The sequence below is a fragment of the Salinimonas iocasae genome, from assembly GCF_006228385.1.
Classification (GTDB): Bacteria; Pseudomonadota; Gammaproteobacteria; order Enterobacterales; family Alteromonadaceae; genus Alteromonas; species Alteromonas iocasae.
Map to the genome: position 1 here is coordinate 2,938,269 of NZ_CP039852.1, position 24,179 is coordinate 2,962,447.

Annotated in this window: 23 protein-coding genes; 10 read left to right on the forward strand and 13 right to left on the reverse strand. The window is 46.6% G+C overall.

Annotated elements, in window-relative coordinates; translation table 11 throughout:
- Window positions 1–221: 221 nt before the first annotated feature.
- From FBQ74_RS13070 to galE, 8 genes are all read left to right on the forward strand, one after another.
- A complete protein-coding gene (locus tag FBQ74_RS13070; protein ID WP_139757084.1) occupies window positions 222–464 on the forward strand; it encodes a hypothetical protein in 243 nt (80 codons plus the stop codon).
- A gap of 18 nt (window positions 465–482) precedes the next feature.
- Complete coding sequence (locus tag FBQ74_RS13075) at window positions 483–2,312, forward strand: polysaccharide biosynthesis/export family protein (protein WP_232371918.1); 1,830 nt, start codon at window positions 483–485, stop codon at window positions 2,310–2,312.
- A gap of 2 nt (window positions 2,313–2,314) precedes the next feature.
- Window positions 2,315–3,094 (forward strand): ABC transporter permease, encoded by a 780-nt coding sequence (locus FBQ74_RS13080; RefSeq protein ID WP_139757086.1) that lies wholly within the window; start codon window positions 2,315–2,317, stop codon window positions 3,092–3,094.
- On the forward strand, window positions 3,091–3,756 hold the full coding sequence (locus FBQ74_RS13085; protein ID WP_139757087.1) for an ABC transporter ATP-binding protein: 666 nt from the start codon (window positions 3,091–3,093) through the stop codon (window positions 3,754–3,756). The genes FBQ74_RS13080 and FBQ74_RS13085 overlap by 4 nt, the downstream gene beginning before the upstream one ends.
- Window positions 3,757–3,763: 7 nt before the next feature.
- Window positions 3,764–4,882 carry a capsule biosynthesis protein gene (locus FBQ74_RS13090; RefSeq protein ID WP_232371919.1) on the forward strand — a complete coding sequence of 373 codons (1,119 nt, stop codon included), beginning with the start codon at window positions 3,764–3,766 and terminating at the stop codon, window positions 4,880–4,882.
- A gap of 200 nt (window positions 4,883–5,082) precedes the next feature.
- Window positions 5,083–6,609 (forward strand): peptide MFS transporter, encoded by a 1,527-nt coding sequence (locus FBQ74_RS13095; RefSeq protein WP_139757088.1) that lies wholly within the window; start codon window positions 5,083–5,085, stop codon window positions 6,607–6,609.
- Window positions 6,610–6,698: 89 nt separating this feature from the next.
- Window positions 6,699–7,007 (forward strand): DUF6170 family protein, encoded by a 309-nt coding sequence (locus tag FBQ74_RS13100; protein WP_139757089.1) that lies wholly within the window; start codon window positions 6,699–6,701, stop codon window positions 7,005–7,007.
- A 2-nt stretch (window positions 7,008–7,009) separates the two neighbouring features.
- A complete protein-coding gene (galE, locus tag FBQ74_RS13105; protein ID WP_139757090.1) occupies window positions 7,010–8,029 on the forward strand; it encodes a UDP-glucose 4-epimerase GalE in 1,020 nt (339 codons plus the stop codon).
- 95 nt (window positions 8,030–8,124) lie between these two features.
- Here the strand turns inward: galE and FBQ74_RS13110 are convergent, their stop codons facing one another.
- The 10 genes from FBQ74_RS13110 to ccmA are packed head-to-tail and all read right to left on the reverse strand — an operon-like array spanning window position 8,125 to window position 15,927.
- Window positions 8,125–8,928: an MlaA family lipoprotein gene (locus tag FBQ74_RS13110; RefSeq protein ID WP_232371920.1), complete on the reverse strand. Its 804-nt coding sequence runs from the start codon at window positions 8,926–8,928 to the stop codon at window positions 8,125–8,127.
- The gene (ccmI, locus tag FBQ74_RS13115; protein WP_139757091.1) at window positions 8,928–10,172 is read right to left on the reverse strand and encodes a c-type cytochrome biogenesis protein CcmI; all 1,245 of its coding nucleotides are present in this window, start codon (window positions 10,170–10,172) and stop codon (window positions 8,928–8,930) included. The genes FBQ74_RS13110 and ccmI overlap by 1 nt, the downstream gene beginning before the upstream one ends.
- Entirely contained in the window at window positions 10,169–10,612 is a 444-nt protein-coding gene (locus FBQ74_RS13120) for a cytochrome c-type biogenesis protein (protein ID WP_139757092.1), read from the reverse strand. Before FBQ74_RS13120 ends, ccmI begins: the two co-directional genes overlap by 4 nt.
- Window positions 10,609–11,214, reverse strand: coding sequence for a redoxin family protein (locus tag FBQ74_RS13125; protein ID WP_139757093.1), 606 nt, complete (start codon window positions 11,212–11,214; stop codon window positions 10,609–10,611). Before FBQ74_RS13125 ends, FBQ74_RS13120 begins: the two co-directional genes overlap by 4 nt.
- Window positions 11,211–13,205: a heme lyase CcmF/NrfE family subunit gene (locus tag FBQ74_RS13130; protein ID WP_139757094.1), complete on the reverse strand. Its 1,995-nt coding sequence runs from the start codon at window positions 13,203–13,205 to the stop codon at window positions 11,211–11,213. The genes FBQ74_RS13125 and FBQ74_RS13130 overlap by 4 nt, the downstream gene beginning before the upstream one ends.
- Window positions 13,202–13,669, reverse strand: a complete 468-nt coding sequence (ccmE, locus tag FBQ74_RS13135) for a cytochrome c maturation protein CcmE (RefSeq protein WP_139757095.1) — start codon at window positions 13,667–13,669, stop codon at window positions 13,202–13,204. Before ccmE ends, FBQ74_RS13130 begins: the two co-directional genes overlap by 4 nt.
- Before the next feature lie 12 nt (window positions 13,670–13,681).
- Complete coding sequence (ccmD, locus tag FBQ74_RS13140) at window positions 13,682–13,894, reverse strand: heme exporter protein CcmD (RefSeq protein WP_139757096.1); 213 nt, start codon at window positions 13,892–13,894, stop codon at window positions 13,682–13,684.
- On the reverse strand, window positions 13,884–14,642 hold the full coding sequence (locus tag FBQ74_RS13145; protein WP_139757097.1) for a heme ABC transporter permease: 759 nt from the start codon (window positions 14,640–14,642) through the stop codon (window positions 13,884–13,886). The genes ccmD and FBQ74_RS13145 overlap by 11 nt, the downstream gene beginning before the upstream one ends.
- Window positions 14,642–15,310 carry a heme exporter protein CcmB gene (gene ccmB, locus FBQ74_RS13150; protein WP_139757098.1) on the reverse strand — a complete coding sequence of 223 codons (669 nt, stop codon included), beginning with the start codon at window positions 15,308–15,310 and terminating at the stop codon, window positions 14,642–14,644. Before ccmB ends, FBQ74_RS13145 begins: the two co-directional genes overlap by 1 nt.
- Entirely contained in the window at window positions 15,307–15,927 is a 621-nt protein-coding gene (ccmA, locus tag FBQ74_RS13155) for a cytochrome c biogenesis heme-transporting ATPase CcmA (RefSeq protein ID WP_139757099.1), read from the reverse strand. Before ccmA ends, ccmB begins: the two co-directional genes overlap by 4 nt.
- A 98-nt stretch (window positions 15,928–16,025) precedes the next feature.
- On the opposite strand from ccmA, the gene fliK reads away from it, so the two are divergent.
- Together fliK and FBQ74_RS13165 are read left to right on the forward strand one after the other, a co-directional pair.
- Complete coding sequence (fliK, locus tag FBQ74_RS13160; RefSeq protein ID WP_139757100.1) at window positions 16,026–17,957, forward strand: flagellar hook-length control protein FliK; 1,932 nt, start codon at window positions 16,026–16,028, stop codon at window positions 17,955–17,957.
- Complete coding sequence (locus FBQ74_RS13165; protein ID WP_139757101.1) at window positions 17,954–18,259, forward strand: EscU/YscU/HrcU family type III secretion system export apparatus switch protein; 306 nt, start codon at window positions 17,954–17,956, stop codon at window positions 18,257–18,259. Before fliK ends, FBQ74_RS13165 begins: the two co-directional genes overlap by 4 nt.
- Before the next feature lie 345 nt (window positions 18,260–18,604).
- On the opposite strand, the gene recA is transcribed toward FBQ74_RS13165, so the two are convergent.
- The 3 genes from recA to FBQ74_RS13180 all read right to left on the reverse strand — a co-directional run bounded on the left by recA (window position 18,605) and on the right by FBQ74_RS13180 (window position 24,056).
- The gene (gene recA, locus FBQ74_RS13170; RefSeq protein ID WP_139757102.1) at window positions 18,605–19,639 is read right to left on the reverse strand and encodes a recombinase RecA; all 1,035 of its coding nucleotides are present in this window, start codon (window positions 19,637–19,639) and stop codon (window positions 18,605–18,607) included.
- Window positions 19,640–21,252: 1,613 nt separating this feature from the next.
- Entirely contained in the window at window positions 21,253–21,777 is a 525-nt protein-coding gene (locus FBQ74_RS13175; protein WP_139757103.1) for a hypothetical protein, read from the reverse strand.
- Between the two features lie 104 nt (window positions 21,778–21,881).
- Window positions 21,882–24,056 carry a UvrD-helicase domain-containing protein gene (locus FBQ74_RS13180; RefSeq protein WP_139757104.1) on the reverse strand — a complete coding sequence of 725 codons (2,175 nt, stop codon included), beginning with the start codon at window positions 24,054–24,056 and terminating at the stop codon, window positions 21,882–21,884.
- Between the last annotated feature and the right edge of the window lie 123 nt (window positions 24,057–24,179).

The following is a 24,179-nucleotide window of genomic DNA, read 5'->3' on the forward strand; positions in this document are numbered from 1 at the left end:
TTTTTCACCCGGGGTGAAATTTACGATTTGTATGGTATTCTATCGCCCAATTTAATACAGGCCTTGCGTTAACTTTCATGAATGCGAAGAAAAATTGCTACGTCGCGCTGATATTTACAGGAAGCGCGTTGCTTTTCGGGTGTGCCTCGGCGCCCGGTCCTGTGGTGGCCGATGTACCGCTCGTCCACCCTAATTACGCGCTCAAAAATCAGGGGCAGGTTGTGAGTATAGCCCCTATGAAAACGCTTTCCGCAGGAGAAACTATTGCGATCAGTGACTCCTCTTGGGAAATAGGACAGCAATATTTTTCGGCCTCTCGCCAGCATTGTTTCGCGCTGCGTCAGGTTGCAGCCAGTCAGCAACACGCTGTTAGCGAAGCGCGACTGTGCAAAAGTGATTCTAGCTGGATGTTCTACCCTTCGGTTTTAGCCAACAGTTTGACCGGTAAATCAGCAGCCAGATAAATGGTGAACAGTAATTCTATGAAACAATTTGTTATTCTAAGCACGACACTTTGGCTGTTGCTATCATCAACTGTGAATGCTCAGTCGCTGGCCGATCTGCAACAGTTACGTCAGCAGGCACAGCAGTCTGGCCAAAACACCGCGCCTGGTCAGGCTCAGACACAGGCAGCCCCAGCTAATGTTGCCCCGATGTCGCTATCAGGCCCCCGAACAATCACAAGCATGAATGGCGGCTTACCGCAAAACGGCCAGTACTATAATCAATCGCGACAGGGACAGCCGTTACCCGGTGAGCCAACCATAGACTCTGTTTTTCCTGAGCAAATGCCGATGGAAAACCCGCCCTATGCTGCAAATCTGTTTATTGGTGGTTTCGAGTCAGAGCGGGCCGACGGGCTAAATGATAACTATCTGATTGCTCAGGGTGATAAGATTTCCATCTGGATGTGGGGCGCGGTTAATTTTGCCGATGTCGTGACTGTTGATAATCAGGGTAATATTTTTATTCCCAACATAGGCCCGATTCATGTGGCCAATACGCCGGCAGGTTCCGTGAACAGCCGTGTAACCAGCCGAATCAAACAGGTTTATACCAATGATGTCAGTGTATATGTAAATTTACTTACCTCTACACCTGTATCTGTGTTTATCACCGGCCCCGTGCTTCGCCCCGGCCAGTATGCAGGTCAGGCCTCCGATAGTGTTTTATATTTTCTCAAACGAGCGGGCGGCATCGATTTTCAGCGTGGTAGTTTTCGGAAGATAGATATCAAAAGACAAGGTGAAATCATCGCTTCCGCGGACCTTTATGATTTTATAAAGAACGGAAAGCTACCGGATGTTTCTTTCAAGGATGGTGATGTCATTATGGTTCGCCCCGTTGGTGCCACTATCATTGTTGAAACCGGCGCGCGAAATAGTTTTACCTTTGAATTTAACGATAATGAACTCGATGGGAACAACCTTACCGAATACGCGACACCCAGAGATTTTGTCAATCAGGTTTCAATAGCCGGCGTTCGTGAGGGCAATCAATTCTCGCGATACCTTTCGCTTAATGCCTTTGAAGATTTTCCATTACGGGCGGGCGATACCGTAGAATATATTGATGATCATGAACAGAAAGTGTATCGCATAAATATTCAGGGCAGCCACACCGGTCCCTCTCAGGTAATGGTTGATAAGGGAACGCGTTTACAGGAAGTGCTAACTTATATCCAGGTGAATCAGAAGCTTTCCGACATTGATAACATTTTTTTGTTGAGGGAAAGTGTTGCTCAGCAGCAGAAGGAAATTCTGGACCGGTCATTGAAACAGCTTGAAAGAAGTATTTATACGGCACCGATCAGTTCTACCGGCGAAGGTGGCATCCGGGTTCAGGAAGCACAGCTGGTCTCCGATTTTATTGCTCGTGCTCGTGAAGTCGAGCCGCTAGGAAAGGTCGTTGTTTCTGAGGGCGACCAAACCGCCAACGTGTTACTTGAACCGAACGACACAGTAGTAATTCCAGCTGTAACCGATCTTATTCAGATTGGTGGCGAGGTGATGATGCCGCAAGCAGTAGTATTTAATCCTGAGGCCACGGCCGCAGATTATATCGCCTGGGCAGGCGGATTTACTCAGCGCGCTGATGATGAGCGTATTCTGGTGATCCGTAAGAACGGATTGGTTGAATTCGATCAGATTAATGGTGCAGTCTTCGATGAAGATGAAGGCGAAATTGATCTGAGGCCGGGCGATCAGGTTATTGTACTGCCTTCTATTGATGTAAAATCCTTGCAGGCAGTTAAAGACATCACACAGATTATTTATCAGATTGCTGTTGCAGCGAATGTAGCGCTCGACTAAAGATGATCACCTTTAAAGAACAGCTGTTAGCGTGGCGACGCGTCATTTTCGCGTTGTTTTTGCGCGAACTGCAAAGCAAATTTAATGATAAACTTGGCTTAGGCTGGGCTTTTTTCCAGCCTTTCCTGTTTATTTTCGCTTTGTCATACGCGCGAAGCCTGATATCCGGCTCGACGGTTCACTCTATGCCTATCTTATTTTTTATGCTGATAGGCATGCTTTATATCCAGTCATTTCTCACATCACTAGGACCTGTTGCAGGAGCAATAAAGAAGAACAAGCCTCTATTCGCATTTCGACAGGTGCAACCTATATCAGCTGTCATTACAGCACTGGTCACCGAGTTCTTGATAAAAGTCGGTGCCTTAATATTGCTAATCCTGACGCTTTATCTTATCGATATCGATATAAGGGTTGATAACCCACTGTTATGTATCTATCTTTTTGCGTTGCTATGGGCTTTCAGTGGCGCGGTTGCTCTGATTTTCGGTATCGCTGCCACTTATCTTCCTGAAATAGATAAGATAAAAATGTTCATTCAGCGTCCTTTGTTTTTTATTTCCTGTGTATTTTTTAGTTTGCAAGATGTGCCCGAAAAATACTGGCCGTATCTGACCTGGAATCCGATGGTGCATTTTATCGAGTTGACGCGCTACTCTGCGTTTACCTCCTACGGAAATGCTGGTGTTAGCATCGGATTTGTAACATCCGTTACCCTCGTGCTGCTTTTTTTCGGGCTAGCGCTCTATCACCTGACATGGAAGAAGGTGCTTGCTCGATGATTAAAATTGAGAAGCTCACTAAAAGCTACCCAAGTCGCCTCGGACCTCAGTATATCTTTAAGAATCTGAGCTTTTCATTTCCCACCGAAAAAAATGTCGCGATCCTGGGTAAAAACGGCGCTGGTAAATCGACATTGTTTCGCTTGCTGGCAAAAAGTGAGTACCCGGATCGTGGGCGCATTATCACTAATCGTTCCATGTCATGGCCGGTAGCACTGCAGACCGGTATTCATCCTCAGATGACTGGGCGGGAAAATACGCGGTTCATCGGAAGAATTAATAATGTACGTTCATTAGGTAAATACGAGCGCTATGTTCAGGAATTTGCAGAACTTGGAAAAAAGTTTGACCTGCCAGTTAAGACATACTCATCGGGCATGCGTGCAAAACTCGTTTTTGCCTGCTGCATGAATATTGATTTCGATGTTTATCTGATTGATGAGGCTACCTCTGTCGGCGACCCGCTATTCAGGAAAAAAGCCAAAGCGACTCTGAAGGAAAAAAGTCAGACTAGTGGTGTCATTATGGTCAGCCATGAGCTTGATCAAATCAGAGAATACTGTAATTCAGCAGTTCTCATTGATGACGGCAAACTTCGTTATTACGATGACCTCGAGGCAGGTATTGATGCTTACACCAACCCAGCCCCCAAACAAAGGTAACTGATTCGTGCTTAAGAAATCACAAAAAAAACTTAAGATGATTACGCAAAATGTTGCGAAACTATTTTTTGCTGCCTGGGTAATATATGCACTATATCTGGTGTTACTCGCAGCGCCACGCTACGAAAGTCAAAGCCAGCTGATTATCAAGACCTCGGACGGTGGCAACTCATTTGATCCGACCTCTATGTTGATGTCTACCGTGACAGATGCGCCATTGTCTACCGACAGCATTCTGGTGGAATCGTTTATATTATCCCGGGATATGTTTGATTACCTCGTTGAAGAACACAGTCTTATTGAACAATACAATTCAGACGAGGCGGATTTTTTCAGTAAGCTGGCGCTCGGTAGTACTAAAGAAGATATGTTTCAGTACTACCTCGATCATATCGATGTATCGGTAGACTCAGAGTCTGCCGTTATCACGCTTAAAACTCAGGCGTTTAATCGTGAATACGCCCATACCCTGAATCGTGCCATCATTGAACATGCCGAAAAATTTATAAACCAGATCAATAATGATTTAGCGAAATCCAAGCTGACATTTGCCAAAAATGAACATGATGTGGTTGAAGAGAAGCTACAGAATGCTAAACAGGAACTGCTGTCTTTTCAGTCGCAATACAATGTACTCGACCCTACTGCAGAAGGCGCAGCATCTCAGCAAATCGCCTTTTCTTTAGAAGCAACACTGGCGCAGAAACAGGCAGAATTACGTACACTGTCAGGAATGATGAGTGAACTGGCACCAGAAATGAAAAATCTTAAGCGCCAGATTTCTGCGCTACAGGATGCCGTCAGTCAGCAAAAAAGTGATTTAAATAAAGCGGCAGTTGATGAGAACAGTGATATTTCAATGACTGAGCTAATGGCTCAGTACAGTAATCTGCAAATCCAGCTTCAGCTTGCTATACAGGCGTACTCGTCCTCACTGATGACGCTGGAGAGTACTCGGGTAAAAGCTTACGAGAAAATTCAACATCTTGTAACAATTGAAAACCCAACCCAGCCTGATGCGAACCAATATCCCAAGGTTGTTTATAATCTGACGCTGTTTGGCGTTATTCTTTTTCTCATCTATGGCATCGGGCGCATTGTGGTAGCCACAATAAGAGAGCTTTAAGTTGTAGACTAAAAGGTGTCAACCAATCCTCACGCTACTCAGCGAGTGTGAGGAGGCTTTTCACCCCGTCTTAACTTGTGTATCGGTTCAGCCTTTAGTATAACGACGGTACTTTTGAGAACATTCAGGTCACGTAATCCGCGCAAAGCGCTTTACGTTTCGTTTTCGAACTTATAAATACAATAATACGGAATCTCATTGTGACAACAAAATCAACAAACGATACGCGCTTCTTTGGCCATCCAGGGGGGCTACAGACGCTATTTTTCACTGAAATGTGGGAGCGCATGAGCTACTACGGTATGCGCGCGCTTCTGGTTCTTTTTATGACGGCTTCACTGCAAGAAGAAGGTCTGGCATTTACGGTCGCTTCGGCCACCGCGATCTACGGGCTGTATACCGGCGCCGTTTACTTTATGGGCTTACCCGGCGGATGGATAGCCGACCGCCTGATTGGTAGTCAGCGTGCAGTCTGGTATGGCGGCATCATCATCATGTGTGGCCACATTGTGCTGGCTATTCCAAGCCATAGCACCTTTTTCATAGGCCTCATTCTGGTCGTCCTGGGTACAGGTCTTTTAAAACCTAATATAAGTGCGATGGTTGGCGGTCTTTATTCTGACAATGACGCCCGTCGCGATGGTGGTTTTACTATCTATTATATGGGTATCAATCTCGGCTCACTCATCGGCTATGGTGTATGTGGCTGGCTGGCCCCTAATATGGGTTATCACTGGGCATTTGGTGCCGCCGCGGTAGGCATGGCAATCGGTCTTGTTCAATACAAGGTGACCCAAAACCGTTTAGCAGGTAATGGCGACGAGCCAGCCACTGCCCTTACTCCAAAGGTCCACAAGGCCGGCTGGACGGGTATTGGTGTATTCCTGGCGGTGCTGGTCGGCGTAACTGCCGCAACCACAATGGGCGTACTGGTTATTGATCCTGTTGAATTGGCTAAATATGTTGCCGTCGCCTTTACGGTTATTTTTCTGGTTTATTTCGGCGGTATTTTCTTTTTCGGCAACTTAAATGAAGCTGAGAAAAAACGTATGGGCGCACTATTTTTAATTTGTGTTGCCTCCGCGTGCTTCTGGGCCGGTTTCGAACAGGCTGGCTCATCGCTTAACCTGTTCGGGCGTGACTATACTGACCGGATGATTGGTGCATTTTCAATTCCACCCGCATGGTTCCAGTCAGCTAACTCAATCTTTATTATCATCCTGTCGCCCTTCTTTGCTGCGCTATGGGTAAATCTGGGTAAACGTATGCTGGATCCTTCTTATGGCGCAAAATGCGCTGTGGGTCTGATCATTATGGCAACCGGCTTTATCGTAATGTTTTTCGCGGCTCAGCTTGCTGCCAGTGGCTTAAAAGTCGCGCCTTATTGGTTAATTATGACGTACTTCCTGCACACTGTTGGAGAGCTTTGCCTGAGCCCTGTGGCACTTAGTGCTGTTAGTAAATTGTCTCCAAAACGATTTGCGGGCCAGATGATGGGTGTCTTCGTATTAACTTATTCTATCGGTAACGTAATTGCCGGCTTGCTTGCAGGTAACTTCAATCCTGATCGCCTGGATACGATGCCCGATCTGTATATGCAAATTAGTCTTTTCAGCATCGCTATTGGTATCGTGGTGTTATTGCTGTCACTTAAAACCCGTCACTGGGAAGCACTGGCAGACAAAAGACATGAAGATGAGCCTCACCCTGTTTCACAGCAAGGCTAATAATTATCGGTTTATTGACTGATAATTAAAATTACTCAACATTGTTAAGCCGTCACATTTGTGACGGCTTTTTGCTAAAAAGGTGAGCCATGAAGCTTTATTTTTTCACCAAGAATATCCCGGGCTTAAGCAAGATGAGCCTTAAACAGCGTATGACTCTCCTTGAGGATGCTGGAAAGCGAATGAGCGTCCCCGAGAAAACACTTCTAAACGTGCTTAAGCTTTTAGTTATAGTGCCGGTGTTTGTATTTATATTGCGCACTGCCACAGACTGGACATCATTGGTGTGGGCTTTTCTGGTATTTTTACTGTATCCCATAGTGGTTAAGCCGCTTCAGTACTCACTAAGCGCTAAATACATTAAATTGCCTGATAATACGTCATCCCCTAAGGAGTAAAGATGAACACCATTCTGGTTACCGGCGGCGCCGGTTATATCGGTAGTCATACGTCGCTGCAACTACTGGAAAACGGCTTTAACGTTGTTGTTCTGGATAACCTTGCAAATTCAAGTGCTGAGTCATTGAAGCGTGTCGAAAGTCTCACTGGCAAGTCGCTGACTTTTATTCAGGGTGATATTCGCGATGGTGACCTGCTTAATGACCTGTTTAGTCAGCATGATATCGACGCAGTTATTCACTTTGCGGGACTAAAAGCGGTTGGTGAGTCAGTACAAAAGCCTCTTGATTACTATGAAAACAACGTCTACGGTACGTTGACGCTATGTAAAGCGATGCGCCAGCACAATGTTAAGAATCTGGTCTTCAGCTCTTCAGCGACTGTCTACGGCGACCCTGCCACGCTTCCATTAAAAGAAGATATGTCTACCGGGCATCCTACCAACCCTTACGGCATGTCTAAATTAATGGTAGAGCATGTTCTGACCGATTTATATCAGTCAGATGCAGCGTGGAATATTGTTTTGCTTCGTTACTTTAATCCTGTAGGTGCACACGAGTCCGGAAAGATTGGCGAAGATCCGAACGGCATTCCGAACAATCTGATGCCCTATATCTCCCAGGTGGCTACCGGAAAGCTTGAGCAGCTCAGTGTCTTTGGTGATGATTATGATACGAAAGACGGCACAGGCGTTCGCGACTATATTCACGTGGTTGATTTGGCCAATGGCCATTTAAAAGCACTGGATCGCATTGAACTCAATATGGGGCTAGATATTTATAATCTTGGCACCGGTCAGGGTTACTCTGTACTGGAGATGATCAAGGCCTTTGAGAAAGCGTCAGAAAAAACCGTCGACTATAAAATTGCCCCTCGCCGTGAGGGCGATGTGGCAGCGTGCTATGCAGATCCTACTAAGGCGGCAAAAGAGCTGAACTGGCATGCTGAGAAAGGTTTAGAGGATATGTGCAACGATGTCTGGAAATGGCAGTCGGCTAACCCGCAGGGCTATAAGGCGTAGCAAGAGCTTAAAGTTAAAATAGCAATAAAGCCCGGTTTCACCGGGCTTTTTACTTTATAAAGTTTTACTTTACTCAATGGGTCACTGGCGTGGTATTAATTATCACCATCGCCCAGCAGTGACTCAAAATCATCAAAGTTTTCTTCCTGCTCTTCAGCATCCATTTGATCGGTACCCACTTCACCATCTGTCACTCTGAATTTCAGATTCTGGAAATAAGCGTTTTTAACAAACGAGTATTGGTCGAAAGATTGCTCCAACTGCTGCTCCTGATCAAGAAGTGCAGCTCGGCCTTCTAACAGAGAAATTACAATCGTTGCGATATTAAAGTTGGTATTCAGAATAGTGTTCGGATAGGTATAACCATCAGCTACACGGCCACCGAAAGTGCGCGGGTCAGACGGTCCCAGTACGGGCAACATAAGATAAGGTCCGGTATCTATGCCCCACACAGCCAGCGTTTCACCAAAACTTTCGCGCTGTCTCTCTATACCCATTTTGGTTGCAACATCTATGGTGCCAAGTAACCCCACAGTGCTGTTAATAAAGAAGCGGCCCAGACTATCCATACCCTCGTTCAGGTCGCCCTGAAGCATGTTGTTCATGAAGTTTGCAGGCTCTTCAAGGTTGTTGGTAGCGTTTACCAGGCCCGTACGTATGAATTGGGGCATAACGGCGACATAGCCTACCGTGACCGGTCGAATCAGATAATTGTCCAGGTATTCCCAGTTAAAGGTCCAGGTTAGCCTGTTAACACTTTCCAACGGATCCCGCGGATCCGAAATATTTGCCGGATCGGCGTCCTGCGCCTGTTCGCTGGCGCCGTTTGAGGCACAGCCTGAGATAATGCCGGAGACCATGAGAAGGCCGATAACCATGGCATGTTTTATTGTTCTCACTACAATTCCTTATCAATTGTTAATGTGTGTTGGACGGACTGTCCCTGTCGAAGCGGAATTTGAATACTACCCTGCCAATCACCTGCTTCAGCGGTTACATCCTCATCCGCAGAAATACGGGCAATCAGCCGGGCTTCAGACAATGTGCCCAATGAATATCCAGCAACCATTGCATCGCTATCGGACAAGGTCACCGTTACCGGAAACCCGGACAATGGCAGTTTTACGACCGCAGCTGGCATCCGGTTTTCACTCGTTGCACTTTGGGCAAATACCACCAGATACCCCTGCGAAGGGAGCGCCTGCGAGCTGACGTTATCACCCAAACTAATAGTAAGCTCAACCTCAGTAGCGTTACCTTCACCAACTGCTGCCCTGTCCTCATCGGTGCCTTTCATCTGCGCTATTCTGGACTGTAAATCCTGCCTGAGCGGATTATCCACGGGAAGTAAATCTTTTACCCTGGAAAAAGCGCGCTCGGTTTCACTTAAATCACCCAGTTGCGCTGAGGCAACCGCCATCATAAGCGCATAATTGGTATTCTCAGGTGAGGTCTCCATCAGCGTTGACAACACGGTTTGCGCCTGCGCGATACGAGTTCGCTCTTCAGTCGCTAATAAAGCCTGAACATAACTGGTCGCTACCTGTGGATCCTGACTGATTGCGAATGCTTTCTCAAGCGCATTCAACGCTTCAGCCTGTTTACCGAGCGACATGTTCAGTCTGCCCAGAAACATCCAGCCTTGCGCATCGTCTGGCGACTCTCGCAAACGCTGCCGAATAGCAATAGCAAGCTTTTGCACATCGTCGGTGCTAAATTCAGCAGCATTACCGTTAGTCAGTTTTTCAGACAGGGCTGGAAGCGCAGCTACAGCCTCCTGTTGACGCTGTAGGCCTGTGAGCTGATTCACATTACTATAAACGTATAAACCTATCGCAATAGCCCCAAATGCCACAAACAATGCCAGTGAGTAACGTAAGTTTGTATTTTTTTGGTCTTCGGTCGTGTGCTCGTCGACCAAGGCCAGTTTCAGCTCATCGCTGGCCTGACGCTGATCATGCTCTGTAATAAGCCCCTGCTCGGCTTCATCTGATAATTCGCTAAGACGTTGGCGAATAAGAGCAATATTGGTCGCTTGTGACTTACGCCTGGCAGCGCGCTGCCACAAAATTGGCAACACTACTAATGTTATCAAAAAAGTAATCATCGCGGCGGTTAACAGATGAAATACGGACCAGGTCATGATTTATCCTGTTTTAAAATTTCATCCGCCCTGGCGAGCTTCTCTGCCATATCCGGGGAAACCTGTGGTTTGCGCCGTTTTACCACAATAATAGAGGCACAGGCGATAAAAATAAGCGGTATTAGCCACAACCAAATCGTACCTAAGGTCACAGGCGGCTCATAGTACACAAAGTCACCATAACGCGCCTTCATATAGGCAATAATTTCTGCTTCAGTTTTACCCTTTTGGAGTAACTGATGCACTTTGCGGCGCATGTCGTGCGCGATCATCGCGTCTGAATCGGCGATGTTCTGGTTCTGACACATAGGGCAACGCAAAACAGCCGTAAGCCGGTTAAACGATTCTCGCTGTGCTTCGCTGTCAAACTCATAACTGTTTTGCGCCGCCAAACTCATGGAGGAGACGAATATCAGCGCAATTATCCAGAGCCTGATCACCTGCCTGCCCCCTCTGAGCTCTGAGCATTCTGGCCAGAAAGCCTATGGTACATCGGACCTATCTTATTCTCCCAGACCCTTTCATTGATATCACCCACATGATGCATTCGAACCACACCTTCCCGGTCAATCACAAAATGTTCAGGTGCGCCTGTTACACCAAGATCCAGTGACGTATCACGATATACATCAAAAATATTGAATGCGTAAGGGTTCCCGTATCGACTTAGCAGGTCCGTGACTTCCTGCTGCACACGGTTGAGTGTTTTGGTCCCGTTATCAGGGTCCAGATCCTGGTCAAAATACAGCCCGAGAAAACGCACGCCCTGCGTTTCTTTCAGATGGGTAAGGTACGGCATCTCTACGGCACATGTCACGCACCACACTCCCCAGACATTGATTATTGTCACCTCGCCCTCGAGTGCTGCTTGGGTATAGTTTTTGTCGGGCTCCATTAAGTCAGGAAGCGAAAATTCAGGAAAAGGCCGCCCGGTTATCTGAGAATCCAGTTGACGCGGGTCGGAGGAAAGGCCGCTATATAAAAAGGCAGCCACCAGAATAAACAATATGACGGGGACAATCACAAGCCAGGATTTTTTCATGCACGGTTCTCCTGTAATGTAGCATCATCAGCTTTGCCTCTGAATTTAGCCAGCGCGGACATCCGATAGCGCCTATCGCTCATAGCACAGAGTCCCCCCAGCGCCATTATCGCACCACCGCCCCAAATCCAGACTACAAACGGTTTTATATAAACCCTGACTGCCCAGGCCCCATCATCCAGAGGCTCCCCCAAAGCAATAAACAAGTCTCTTGTTAATGTTGAATGAATTGCTGCTTCTGTCATCGGCATCCGCTGTACGGTATAAATGCGTTTCTCGGGCGAGAGACGGGTCAAAACCTCACCGTTTTCATAAACGACAAATTGGCCGGCATCAGCCTCATAATTAGGCCCCTGCAATTTTTCGATACCCTTAAATTCAAAGGTGTAGCCGCCCAGGGTTAGCTGCTCGCCGGGGAGCATACGTACATCACGTTCCTGCTCGTAGTTAGACACCAGCGTAATGCCTATCAGGGTCACCGCAAACCCGACATGACCCAGAATCATTCCCCAATGGCTGCGGGTTAGCAACTTCAGACGCGCCAGCACGCCTTTTCCCGCGTCCATCGCACCAAGTCGCTGTGTCACCTCCATTATTGATGCAATAAGGACCCAGAACGAGAGGGTCATACCCAGCACAGCCATATAGGCCTGTTGTGAATAAGAGAAAAATATAAGTAGTGCTGCGCAAAGGCTTATCCCCAGCGCAATCAGTATCTGACGGTATAAAGCAGAAACCGGTTGGTTTTTCCAGCGCGACAATGGTCCTATGCTAAGCAAAAGTACGAAGGGAACAATCAGATAAACAAACATCTTATTAAAAAATGGCGCGCCGATGGAGATAGAGCCTAACCCCAGTTCTTTATGCACCAGTGGAAGTAGTGTGCCCAACAAAACAACCAGGGTGGCGGCGCACAGGATGATGTTGTTACCCATGAGCATCACTTCTCTGGAGACTGCCTGATAACGTCCCGCGCTGCCCAGTGAAGATGCTCTGAGTGCAAATAATAAAAGCGCCCCACCAGCCAGGACTATTAGGATGCCTAATATGAATAAGCCTCTTGTGGGATCACTGGCAAAGGAATGAACGGAGACAATAACCCCTGAGCGAACCAGGAACGTGCCCAACAGGCTAAGCGAAAACGCGCCTATCGCCAGTAGAACGGTCCAGGACTTGAACACTTTGCGTTTTTCCGTCACCGCCAGCGAGTGCATAAGTGCAGTGCCTACCAGCCAGGGCATAAATGATGCGTTTTCTACTGGGTCCCAGAACCACCAACCGCCCCAGCCCAATTCGTAATAAGCCCACCAGCTGCCCAGACAGATCCCTACGGTGAGAAAGCACCAGGCCGCCAGTACCCAGGGGCGGGACCAGCGTGCCCACGTAGAATCCAGTTTACCTGCAATAAGCGCTGCACCAGCAAACGCAAAGGCAACAGAAAAGCCCACGTAGCCCATATACAGCATGGGCGGATGAATAATCATACCGAAATCCTGCAAAAGCGGATTAAGGTCACGGCCGTCTACGGGTACAAACGGAAGCATGCTGTTGAACGGGTTTGATGTAAGCAACATGAAAAGATAAAAGCCAACAGCAACCATTCCAAGTACCGATAATACCCGGGCAACCATGTCCTGAGGAATGCTTCCACTAAAGGCGGCTACGGCGACAGTCCACAGTGACAGCATCAACACCCAAAGAAGAAATGAGCCTTCATGTCCGCCCCAGACCGCCGTTAACTTATAATGCATGGGTAGCCGGGTGTTAGAGTGCTGCGCAACGTAACTTAACGAAAAGTCGTCAGTGGCAAATGCGTAAGACAAACAGAAGAAAGCAATAACCGTAAAGGTAAACATTCCGAATGCAAGGGGGCGGGCTGTGGCAATCAGCCCCGACTGATTAGTCTGCGCTCCCCACAATGGGTACACCGCCAGAAGTATGGCGCTAACCAGAGCCAGCGTAAGCGCGATATTACCCAACTCTGGTATCACTGCGAATCTCCGGCATCAGGTTTCACATGCTTTATCCCTTTCATTTTCTCCGCCAGCTCTGGAGGCATATATTCCTCATCGTGTTTGGCCAGCACTTCATGTGCCTCTATTGTAGTGGGATCGATTAGCGTACCCGTTGCTACAATCCCCTGCCCTTCCCGAAACAAATCCGGCAAAATGCCATTGTATAAGACCGTCACTGCCGGGCCGGTATCGACCAGGTCAAATGCAACCTGCAGCGTCTGACTGTTTCTGTCTACTGTACCGGGTACCACCATGCCCCCTATACGAAGTCGCTGACCAACCTGAGGTGTCTGCCCTTTTTTTCCTTCGATGATTTCAGAAGGTGTATAGAATAAATCGATATTATCATTTAGCGCATAAAGCATAAGTGAGATGGCAGCGCCTATGAGGACGATAATCCCGCTAACCACCACCAGCCGTTGTTTTCTTCGAGGATTCATAGTCGTTCCGTATTATCCCGCCCGCGCTTGTCTGGCCTGTTTTGCTTTACGCATTCTTTCTCTGCGTGCCGACTCTTTTCTGATCACATCCAGCAGTCTGCGCTTCTCAATTTTACTAGCCACAACAAGCAAAAACATACAGGCAAAACAAACCCCGATAGACAGCCAGACATAAAAGCCATAGCCCCCCATACCGAAAAACTCATCAAGCGAATCAAACTGCATGTGAATCCCCCGACTCGCTTTTGATGATGGAAATCACCCACGGGCGTGCAGATTCTCTTTTCAGAATTTCATTTTTAAGCCTGAGTACCGTCACCCAACCAATAAAGCACACGAACCCGAGTATATTAATCAGCAGCGGCCAGAGCATTTCTGAGGCGATGGACGGCTTATCAAATTTGGTAATCGTGGCTCCCTGGTGCAATGTATTCCACCATTCAACGGAAAAATGGATGATGGGAACGTTAACTACCCCCACCAGCGCCATCACTCCAGCCGCTTTCCCGGCTTGCTGCTTATCGTCAAAAGCCGAGTACAGGGCTATTACACCACAATACAAAAATAACAGAATAAGTTCCGATGTCAGCCTGGCATCCCATACCCACCAGGCTCCCCACATCGGCTTACCCCATGCCGCACCTGTAAACAGGGCGATAAAAGTCATCACAGCGCCCACTGGGGCCATCGCCATCATTGCCATAAATGCCGTTCGCCATTGCCATACGATCCCGACCAGCGCAGCCATTGCCATTGCAATATAAGTGCTCATCGAAAGCATCGCTGCGGGAACATGAAAGTAGATAATTCTGAATGAGTCGCCCTGCTGATAATCTGCAGGCGCGTAGAGCAAGCCCCACACACTGCCAGTCATCAGAAGTACGATGGCGGACACCGCAAACCAGGGCTGTAAGGTATTGCACAGTGCATACACTTTTTCTGTCTTTGCGTAAGGGTGTAACCACTTCCACATCAGTGTTGACTCACTTTCAAGGCATATGAGATAGCAAACGGTGCACTGGCTAACGCCAGACACGTCATTGCAGATATGATTGCCACCTGAGGGGCGTAAGATAACTGCATAGCTGCTGACTCTACCGCAGAGGTGGCAAAAATCAACAGCGGTATGAACACAGGCAATAGTAGCAGCGATACAAGTAAACTACCTCGCTGAAGGCCTACTGTCAGGGCCGTCGCTATCGCGCCGATGAGCGAAAGTAGCGGCGTTCCTAATAATAATGTAATGATGAGCGCCTTATACATAGGCAACGACATGTTTAAAAACATAGCCAAGACGGGAGACAGGCAGATAATTGGCAGAAAGCTCACCAGCCAGTGTGTAAGTACTTTGCTTAGTGCAATCCCGGAAAGCGGCAGCCCGCTGAGTATCAATTGCTCCAGCGTACCATCGTGATAATCATCTTTAAAAAGGCGCTCCATACCCAGCAGGCCCGACAGAATGGCCGCAATCCAGATAACGCCCGGACTGATCCTCTGCAGTATCTCAGGGCCTGGCCCCACGCCAATGGGAAAAAGACACACTACAATGAGCAGAAAAATAACAGGTTGCAGCAACTCACCCTTTTGGCGAAACGCCAAAGCCAGATCGCGTTTGAACACGCCGGTATATAATGCGCTCACGATTGCAACTCCAGCTCAATATAACTGACCGGAATATTACTTAGCATCAGGGGCTGATGCGATGTAACAATCGCTGCGCCGCCCTGATTGATAAAACCTGCAAACCGAGTCTGAATGAGTGATATACCTTCAACGTCCAGTGCAGTGAATGGTTCATCAAGAATCCATACATCTGCATCTTTGAGCCACAACCGTGCCAAAGCAACACGGCGCTGCTGTCCGGCCGACAACAACTGCACAGGAATCTCTTCCAGACCAACAAGCCCCAGCGCTTCCAAAGTAGTAAAAAGTTTTGCTTCAGAGGCTTTAACCTGATGCTGCGCGCACCAGAATGACAGATTCTCTATCGCACTTAAGCCTGCGCTTAACCCCGCTTTATGCCCCAGATAAATCAGCCGGCGTTCAAACTCACCAAATAAAGGCTGTTCATTCCACTGAACCGAGCCGCTATCAGGCTGACTCAAACCTGCCAGAATTCTTAGCAAACTGGTTTTGCCCGCGCCATTGGGGCCACGCAAATGCACTAACTGTCCGGGTGACAGTTTTAGAGACAGTGACTCAAATAACACCTTATCGCGTTTAGTGCAGGACAGCTGCGATGCGACCAACTCTGCCAAAGAAATGTTCCGTTTTCGCTACTTAGCTAACAATATCAGTCAGTCTACCATAACCGAAACATCTGAAAACGTTTAAAATCTGCCCCCTGTTCAGGGAAATGTCAGCAAATATTCACACATTTGTTTTTGTTGCCGATAACCTCAGTATGATTTCAGCTTCGTTACTTCATTCTGTTTCACAAGCCTTGTCTGCCGGTTCGGCACAGGCGCTGCCTCGCGTCCGATCCGGTGAAATTACGCAGGCGAATCTGTCGATGACAGATGGAAAGATTCAACTGACGTTATCCGGTCAAACTCTCACCGTTATGCCGGTTAAAGATGCATCCCTACGCTTGCCTGAGGGGAAAGTACGCCTTGCCCGGGATAGCGCTCAAACAGCGGTTATTCTCGAAACATTATCAGCCTCTGTTTCTGCGCCAGCACCAAAAGGCGCGTTAAGCTCTAAAGCGTTCACTGCCCTCGTGAAGTATAGCCTCCCCGTGCTGGCAAACCCTCTGAGTGCTCCGGCTTCAGTAGTGAGAGGGAATGATGGTGCTTTTCGTCTGACGCTGCGTAATGGTGCCGTGGACATTCCTCTGCCACCCGCGTTAAACGCTACCGTAACCGGGCATAAAGAGGTGCAGGTAACATTACGGGAAAACGGCCAGGGATTGACACTAGCAGCCCCTTCAGGTTCACCCGTACCGATAAAACTTTCCCGACAGAATCAGTCGCTTTTATCAGCCGCGCTTATCCAACAAAACCTGACGACGGGTGTTCAGTTATCCAGAGCGCCTTTGCCACTGCTTGAGGCGATGAAAATCCCGGTACCGGAAAATATCCATAACGCGTCATCGTTACTGATAAAGACCGGCATAAACGAAACGCTTGTTACTATAGAGCAGTTAAAACCGACCGCCCGAATCCAGTTGCCGGCAAATCTTGCTAGTTTAGTTGATAAGTCTCCCAATAAAGGCGTGCTTTCTAAACTTCAGCTACCTGAATTTCAGGTTCGAATTTCAACCCCATCGCCAACGCAAACGGTGAAGAGCACCCAACACTTATCTGACATCGGAAACATCAAAGGGCTTGCGCAGAAACTACTGCAGCATACCGGTTCGACCAATCAGGCATTAAAAGAGCTTTTGACAATACTTCGCAGTGCCTCGCCCTCAAGTCAAAGCCAACCCGAAATAAAGCGTATTGTTGAACAGCTCAGCTTTTCGAACAGCGAAGCACAGGTAAAAAAAGAAGAGGCTGAACATACAAAAAGCACTAGCGCGCCGGATAACCCAAAACATACTGTACCCAGCCCGGACCAAATAAGCCGCTTTGCACAAAGTGTGCTGCAACCTGTATCGCCATCACTCATCAGCCAGCCTGCGCCGACAAATAGTTTTAACAGTGCTCTGGTGTCACTTTTTCAATTGGTGCTGTCTGGCCGTACATCACATTCACCCGGAAATACGTCGGCAGCAGCTTATTCTCAGCTGTTGAGTCAATCGAGTAAACCGAAAAGGATCTCCGGTACAGCCGCCACACCGATGAGATTTACCAATGAGCTCGCATCTGTGGACAGGCAAGCTGGCTTACTGAATCCGCTGAAAACATTACTGGCTAATCACCAATCTGTATTTCTTAGCAACATTGAGAGCCGTAGCCAGGGAAATGAGCAATTGTATTTTTGTCTGCCATTTCGCAGTGAGTATTGCACCAAGCCTCCCGAGGTCCTCATTAAACGAGAAGCCGAAGAAGATAATAATGAGACTGAAGGTGCACGGGCGGCAAAAACCTGGTCATTGACGATGAAACTTGAAGCCGGTGAAAGTGGAGAAGTTCTGGCGAAAACAAAAATTTCTAACGAGACCATTAATTTAAATCTGTATGCTTCAACGCCTATGCTATTGGATAAGATTGAGCAAACCCTGCCTATGCTAATAAATCGTCTTTCTGCCTCTGGACTGGTTGTGGAGTCCGCGCATGCTCAGCAAGGTAAGGTTCCGGAAAGTTTACAGCATTCTCCCTATCAGGTTTTCGAGGTAACTGCATGAAGAAGTCATTTCGCTCAGCTGTCGGTCTTAAATATAATGCAGGCGACAAGCGCACCGCACCAAAAGTGATAGCAAAAGGTCATGGTGATATTGCAGAACAAATTCTCGCCCTGGCTGAAGATAACGGCGTACTGATTCACGAAGATCCAGCATTGATGGAAGTACTGAACCAGCTTGATTTAGGTCAGGATATTCCAGAGGCGCTTTATTTTACTATTGCTGAACTTATCGCATATTCTTATGTTTTACAGGGCAAAGTTCCTGAAAACTGGGAACAAACCGGCATTCCCCACAAGGTATAGTTCTATACAGCACGCTTTTCAGTCTCAAATTGAACAGTCATTCTATCCAACGCCCCTATCCTACATTGGTAAAGTTGCCCGATATTTAAACTGAGCTGTTTTAACTGATTTATCTACAGCGGTACCAGATATTGCGCATCTTCGGCAGCCCATGGGTTAATGCCGAAAGTACCGGAACACTATTACTACATCCTTTAGCTCAACGGTTCCCAAATTAATAGCACATAATAACTGACCAAAGTAAAAAACCGCCGCCAGCACAACGCTGACAGCGGTTTTTATCAATCGGTATGGTGCGCAGTTACATTTTAGCTATGTTTTGAACTGCGAACACACACTTAATGCTTACAATGTATCTTCTGACTCACCTTCAGTCGCTTCAACTTTTGGCGTTTTACTTAACAATTCTTCACGAATTTTCTGTTCGATTTCATTCGCAATCTCTTTGTTTTCTTTCAGGAAGTTAATTACATTCGCTTTGCCTTGCCCGATGCGATCGCCTTTGTAGCTGTACCAGGCTCCAGCCTTATCAACCAGCTTCTGCTTAACACCCAGGTCTATCAGCTCTGCTTCCTTACTGATACCTTCTCCGTAACGAATCATAAATTCCGCTTGTCTAAAGGGCGGAGCAACTTTGTTTTTAACAACTTTCACACGGGTTTCGTTACCCACCACTTCGTCACCTTCTTTAACCGCACCGATTCGGCGGATATCCAGACGCACAGACGAGTAAAACTTCAGCGCATTACCGCCCGTAGTGGTTTCAGGGTTGCCGAACATCACACCAATTTTCATACGAATCTGGTTGATGAATACACATAACGTATTTGACCGCTTAATATTGGCAGTCAGCTTACGAAGAGCCTGTGACATCAAACGTGCCTGCAGACCAACGTGAGAATCACCCATCTCACCTTCGATTTCTGCTTTGGGTGTTAATGCCGCCACTGAGTCGACAATAACTACATCTACAGCACCTGAACGCACCAGCATATCGCAAATTTCCAGCGCCTGTTCACCAGTATCAGGTTGCGATACCAGTAAGTCGTCGATATTCACGCCTAGTTTTTCAGCGTAAACCGGATCCAGAGCATGCTCAGCATCAACGAATGCGCAGGTCTTGCCTTTTTTCTGTGCCTCAGCAATTACCTGAAGTGTCAGGGTAGTTTTACCTGATGACTCCGGACCATATATTTCCACAACACGGCCGCAAGGCAGACCACCTATGCCCAGAGCAATATCAATACTTAGCGAACCTGTTGAGACCGCTTCAATATCCATTGCCTGGTTATCACCCAAACGCATGATCGCGCCTTTGCCAAACTGCTTTTCAATCTGACCAACGGCCGCAGAAAGCGCTTTAGATTTATTATCGTCCACAAAAACTTCCTCTGAAGTGTAGCAGTGGCCTTATCGGCGCAAGCGGCAAAAGCTGCAATTGCGCTACCACGCTATGACTAATTAATGGCAGGCATCTTATACTGTATAACCATACAGTTTCAAGTACCCATCGAATTTTATTTACGCTACAAACTCTGCGGGTTTGTCCTTTCCGAATGTTCATGCAACACATTCCAAAAGGATGCGATCTTAAGCCCAACAAACTCAAGGCTTTCAGAGGCGACCTAAAATTTACCCACAAATTATTCTGATCAAGTGCGAAATATGTAAAAGTAGATCCAACCTGTTCAATCCGCCTTAGTCAACCTTTGCCTTTCAGACTTCCGTCCGATATGTACCTGCTCTATGCGCGATACCGTTACTAAACGAAGCATCGGCGTTCATTGAATAGTAATTTATGCAGATTTAGGATTTATAGAAACTGATCGGAGGAAGAGTCTACATTTTTTACAGGCGTATAGACTTCTATATTTCAACCCATAATGACTAAATCTTGTTGTTAATGTGATCATTTCCATTTTGCTAGGGAATTTTACCATTTTTGGGAATTCCTTTACTTTCATGGAATTAGACAATTTCCGCCGTCACCGCATGATCTAATTTTCACTATCGCTGGGAATTTTGAGTAGAAAATGCTCTAGCAATATCACCTCAAAAGAAGGTTAACTATTTGAAAGTTAATATTTTTATTTATGAATTATTTTTACGGGAAGATGATATCACAGATGGTTGAAAAATTAATCAGAACTTTACTGAATGCAAAAAGCTAATCCCGAGTGATTTGTTCAACTATATACTGACGCTTGGTAATAGCTGGTGTTGCCCTTTCCAATCCAAAGCTGGAACGGTTTCCAATGAGTCTGGAATGTCGCGCTAGAAGTAATACGGGCTTGAGCAAATGGGATTTTGAATCTACAAAAACTCTTCTAATAGGCTTGCCACGAATTCAGTATCAAATTGCATTACCTGTTCGATATGGGTTGTAAAGTACATGGCGGTGAGAGTCGAAACGGGCTTTGTAGTGGCTTCAGTAGGGAAGGCCCTCGAATATAATGCGGCTTACCTATCAGCCGAGCGCGGCTACAATATTATGACAACGCCGCTTCCCCCTATGAGTAAACGAGACTATCGTTCAACAAGGCGGGCTATGAAATCTCCGCCAATCAGTCTTTTTTATAAAGCTGCGAGCTCACGAACTTATCGGATCATGTTCTCCGGATCGCGGTAAAACCCAGTGTTGTCAAAGGAAGGTTGTAACACGCCTTTCTCAGCACGGTGGCACATAGCACCCACATCGTCTAGCGTAAGCTTCAGTGTGACAAAGTACGGTTTTAGAAAAATTATAGCGTCTTGCGCGGCTTTGTTTTGGAACTCAACGCTATGGCCGGTTTTCATCTGCACTTCTTTAAAGGTGTCTATGAATTTTTAATGCTATTACCATCAATAGTACGCTGCAAGAAGCCGCCTGCAAGCACAAAGCGCACTGCATAGGCATGCGCCATAGTTAAGGGTGGCGACATCACAGGGTTATGCTTCTTATAATTGAACAAATCACTTAGGATATCGGCAAATACCTCAATCCCTAAGTTTGCCTACCGCTCGATTACCTGTGCCAATACCTCGGTAGCTTGCCCCGAAGACTCGACTTCAAAAGGATCGTTCACGGCGAAGTCATTCTCCTTATCCTTCTGATTTAGCGTTGTATCATATTTGCCAAGTTCATAACGTGACATTGTGGCATCGACAATAGCAATACGCAGTGCAACTATAAGATCTGGGTAGGCTTTTAACATTGCACAAGTCTGGAGTAATCGCTGCTGAGGGCCATCGGGGCCATCTATCGCTGACCAAATACGCTGCATTGCACCCTCATAGCTTTTAAAGGCGATGCCACTTTGCTTGGCAAAAGCTTGAGCTGCATCATTGCCGTTATGAGCTGCACCTAGTTCTTCAAGTACAAACTGATATGCAACTTCAGCGTTGCTTATACGCTCCCATATGACGCCCGCCAATACCAATGCGCAAGGCTTTAAGCCACGGGCGTCTATCATTTCTTTAATTGGGTTCTTCTTTTTTCTTTTTTCTTTTTTCTTTTTTCTTTTTAACCATCCAAACATTGAGTCTTCCTTGTACTCTATATTTTTAAAGAGATTTCTTGGCAACACGGCCTGTAAACTGGGTAATCCCTCCCCCCTAGACATTTAAACAATTGCAGGCAAACTTACACCTCAGCACCTGTCCCCAAATCATTATTTTTCCTAAAAAATTCACTTAAAACTCCATGAGTAGAAATCGTCAAACTCCTCATTGCCCGTGTCATCGCAACGTGCAGAAGCGACCTTTCAGACATTTCGTGTTCACGCAGTTCCACCGGATCGTCAGATTTGAAGTTTCTTAACGGCAAGGTATTTTTATTTACGCCCACTATGAAAACATTCTGAAACTCCAACCCTTTCACCCGGTGCATCGTCGCTAAGCGCACCCCATCTTGATGTCTGCGGTCAATACCGTTTGCCATTACCTCATATGTTTTTATACCCGCTTTTGACAGCGCATTACCAAAAGCATCTCTGATGGACTTGGTTCGCGCCACAACACACATATCCCTAAGCTTAGCCCCTGCCGCTTCCAGCTGCTCTATACGCTCAACCACAGCGTCAGCTTCTTCAATAAAGTTATTTTTGACAATGATTTCAGGCATCTCACCATGCATCAGGGAAATGTACCCCTTACTGGTGTCTTCACCGTTATCGAGATCATCAACAGGCACATTTGAAAGTACTGATACCGCTAATTGCTTAGTTTCTTCTGTGGTCCGATAGTTGACCCGAAGCTTTCTGCTGCGGCCAATAATATTAATACCACAACGCCCCAAGACCACTTTATTTCGATAAATGCGCTGATGTCCGTCACCAACGATAAAAATGTCGTTTTTATCTTCTGCAACTAAGCGACGTATTAACTCGTAAGCCTGACTCCCCATATCTTGTCCCTCATCGACGATCACTGAGGAATAAATGGGTTTAATATTTTTACTATCGATGATTGCAATGCAGTCTCTCATCGCATCAGGCATTTCTTTAATTTTTTTATGGTTCAGTTGCAGTAAGTACTCTTCAAACACAGACCAAGCCAGCAATCTTTCCTTGCGGTTTAGCCTCGTTCCGCGACCAGTTCGTTTAGCCCTTATATATTCAGATTTTTCCGTAATACTTTGCTCTTGAATAACCAACTTCCACTCTTCCTCGTAGAAGTGATCAGACAAATCAAGCGAGGCTGACTTGTTGTCCAGTGCCTTTTGCCAGCTACTTACACGCTTTGGGTTCGTATCACCGGGATAAACGATGTCATAGTTGTAACTATTCCGCTTCAAAAACTTATGAACCCATGAATCGATATTTATCGTTTCGATATTAGACAGTTCTGCGTGGCTGCATATTTGTTCCAGATGCTCCGAGATATCAGAAGCCAAATTTTTGGTAAACGTCGTAAAAAGTATTTTTTTATTAGATACCTCTGGCAATTGCGAGGAAAGCCATTTGGCACGGTGGATTGCAGCGACAGTCTTGCCAGTTCCAGCCCCTCCCAACACACGAACGGGCCCATTCCAATCTCGCTCAACGAGTTTTCTTTGAGATGGGTGAAGGAATACGCGCCACTTCTCTAAGGGCGCATCGAGCATTTGTTCTAGATCTTCGTCATCAACAACCACAAAACGTCGCTTTGAACCTTCTCTGGCCAATGCGGCAGCAAAGTCGTCAGTATCAACATCTTCAGCAACATTCGAGCGATAGTCCTCCAGCACTTCTTCATAGGGAATGCCATCCGCCAGAAAGTACAAGGCCTCATAAGCATCATTGGGCAGCTTTTCACTAAATGCGGCTAATAACTCCATACTTTGAAGTGCCTTCACCTGCTCCGTGAACTCTTCTGGTAAACCAAGCTCGATTAACTGTTGCGAGTTATAGTTTTCGAAGAGTGGACTAAGTTGCTGCTCAATTGGCTCAGGTTCAATATGAAATTTTTCATCCTTGTGTTGATGTATGGATCCAGCTTTAACCTCGGTTGCATATAACTGAATGACCCCTGTTTTAGGATGAATTTTACATTGATGTCGACGAGCCCATTCGTAAGCATCGTCATGATGGTCAACCCATAGCAAAATATATACGCTACCTTGTTGGGGTTTTAGCACTATCCCCCGATAAGACTGATCAATCCTTACAGACCGCATATCAGGATTTGCAGCATCATTTATTTTTTCGTAATTAATCCCCGTCGCAAGTGGAGCATTGCGAAACTTGCTGACAAATTGATTTACTTTTTTTTGCTGTGCCTTTGGCAGTTTCACAATTGATGTTAAAAAGTCTTGCGATATTGCAACCTGAATATCCATATCAAATTCCCAGTCCTTCAGCTTCAATGACAGTTAGAAACCGCTTCCCTTTCTCCCAGATAGAATAGTAGTTCTTTCACATCTAATTATTTAACCACCATCCACAGTTAGATCTAATTTTCG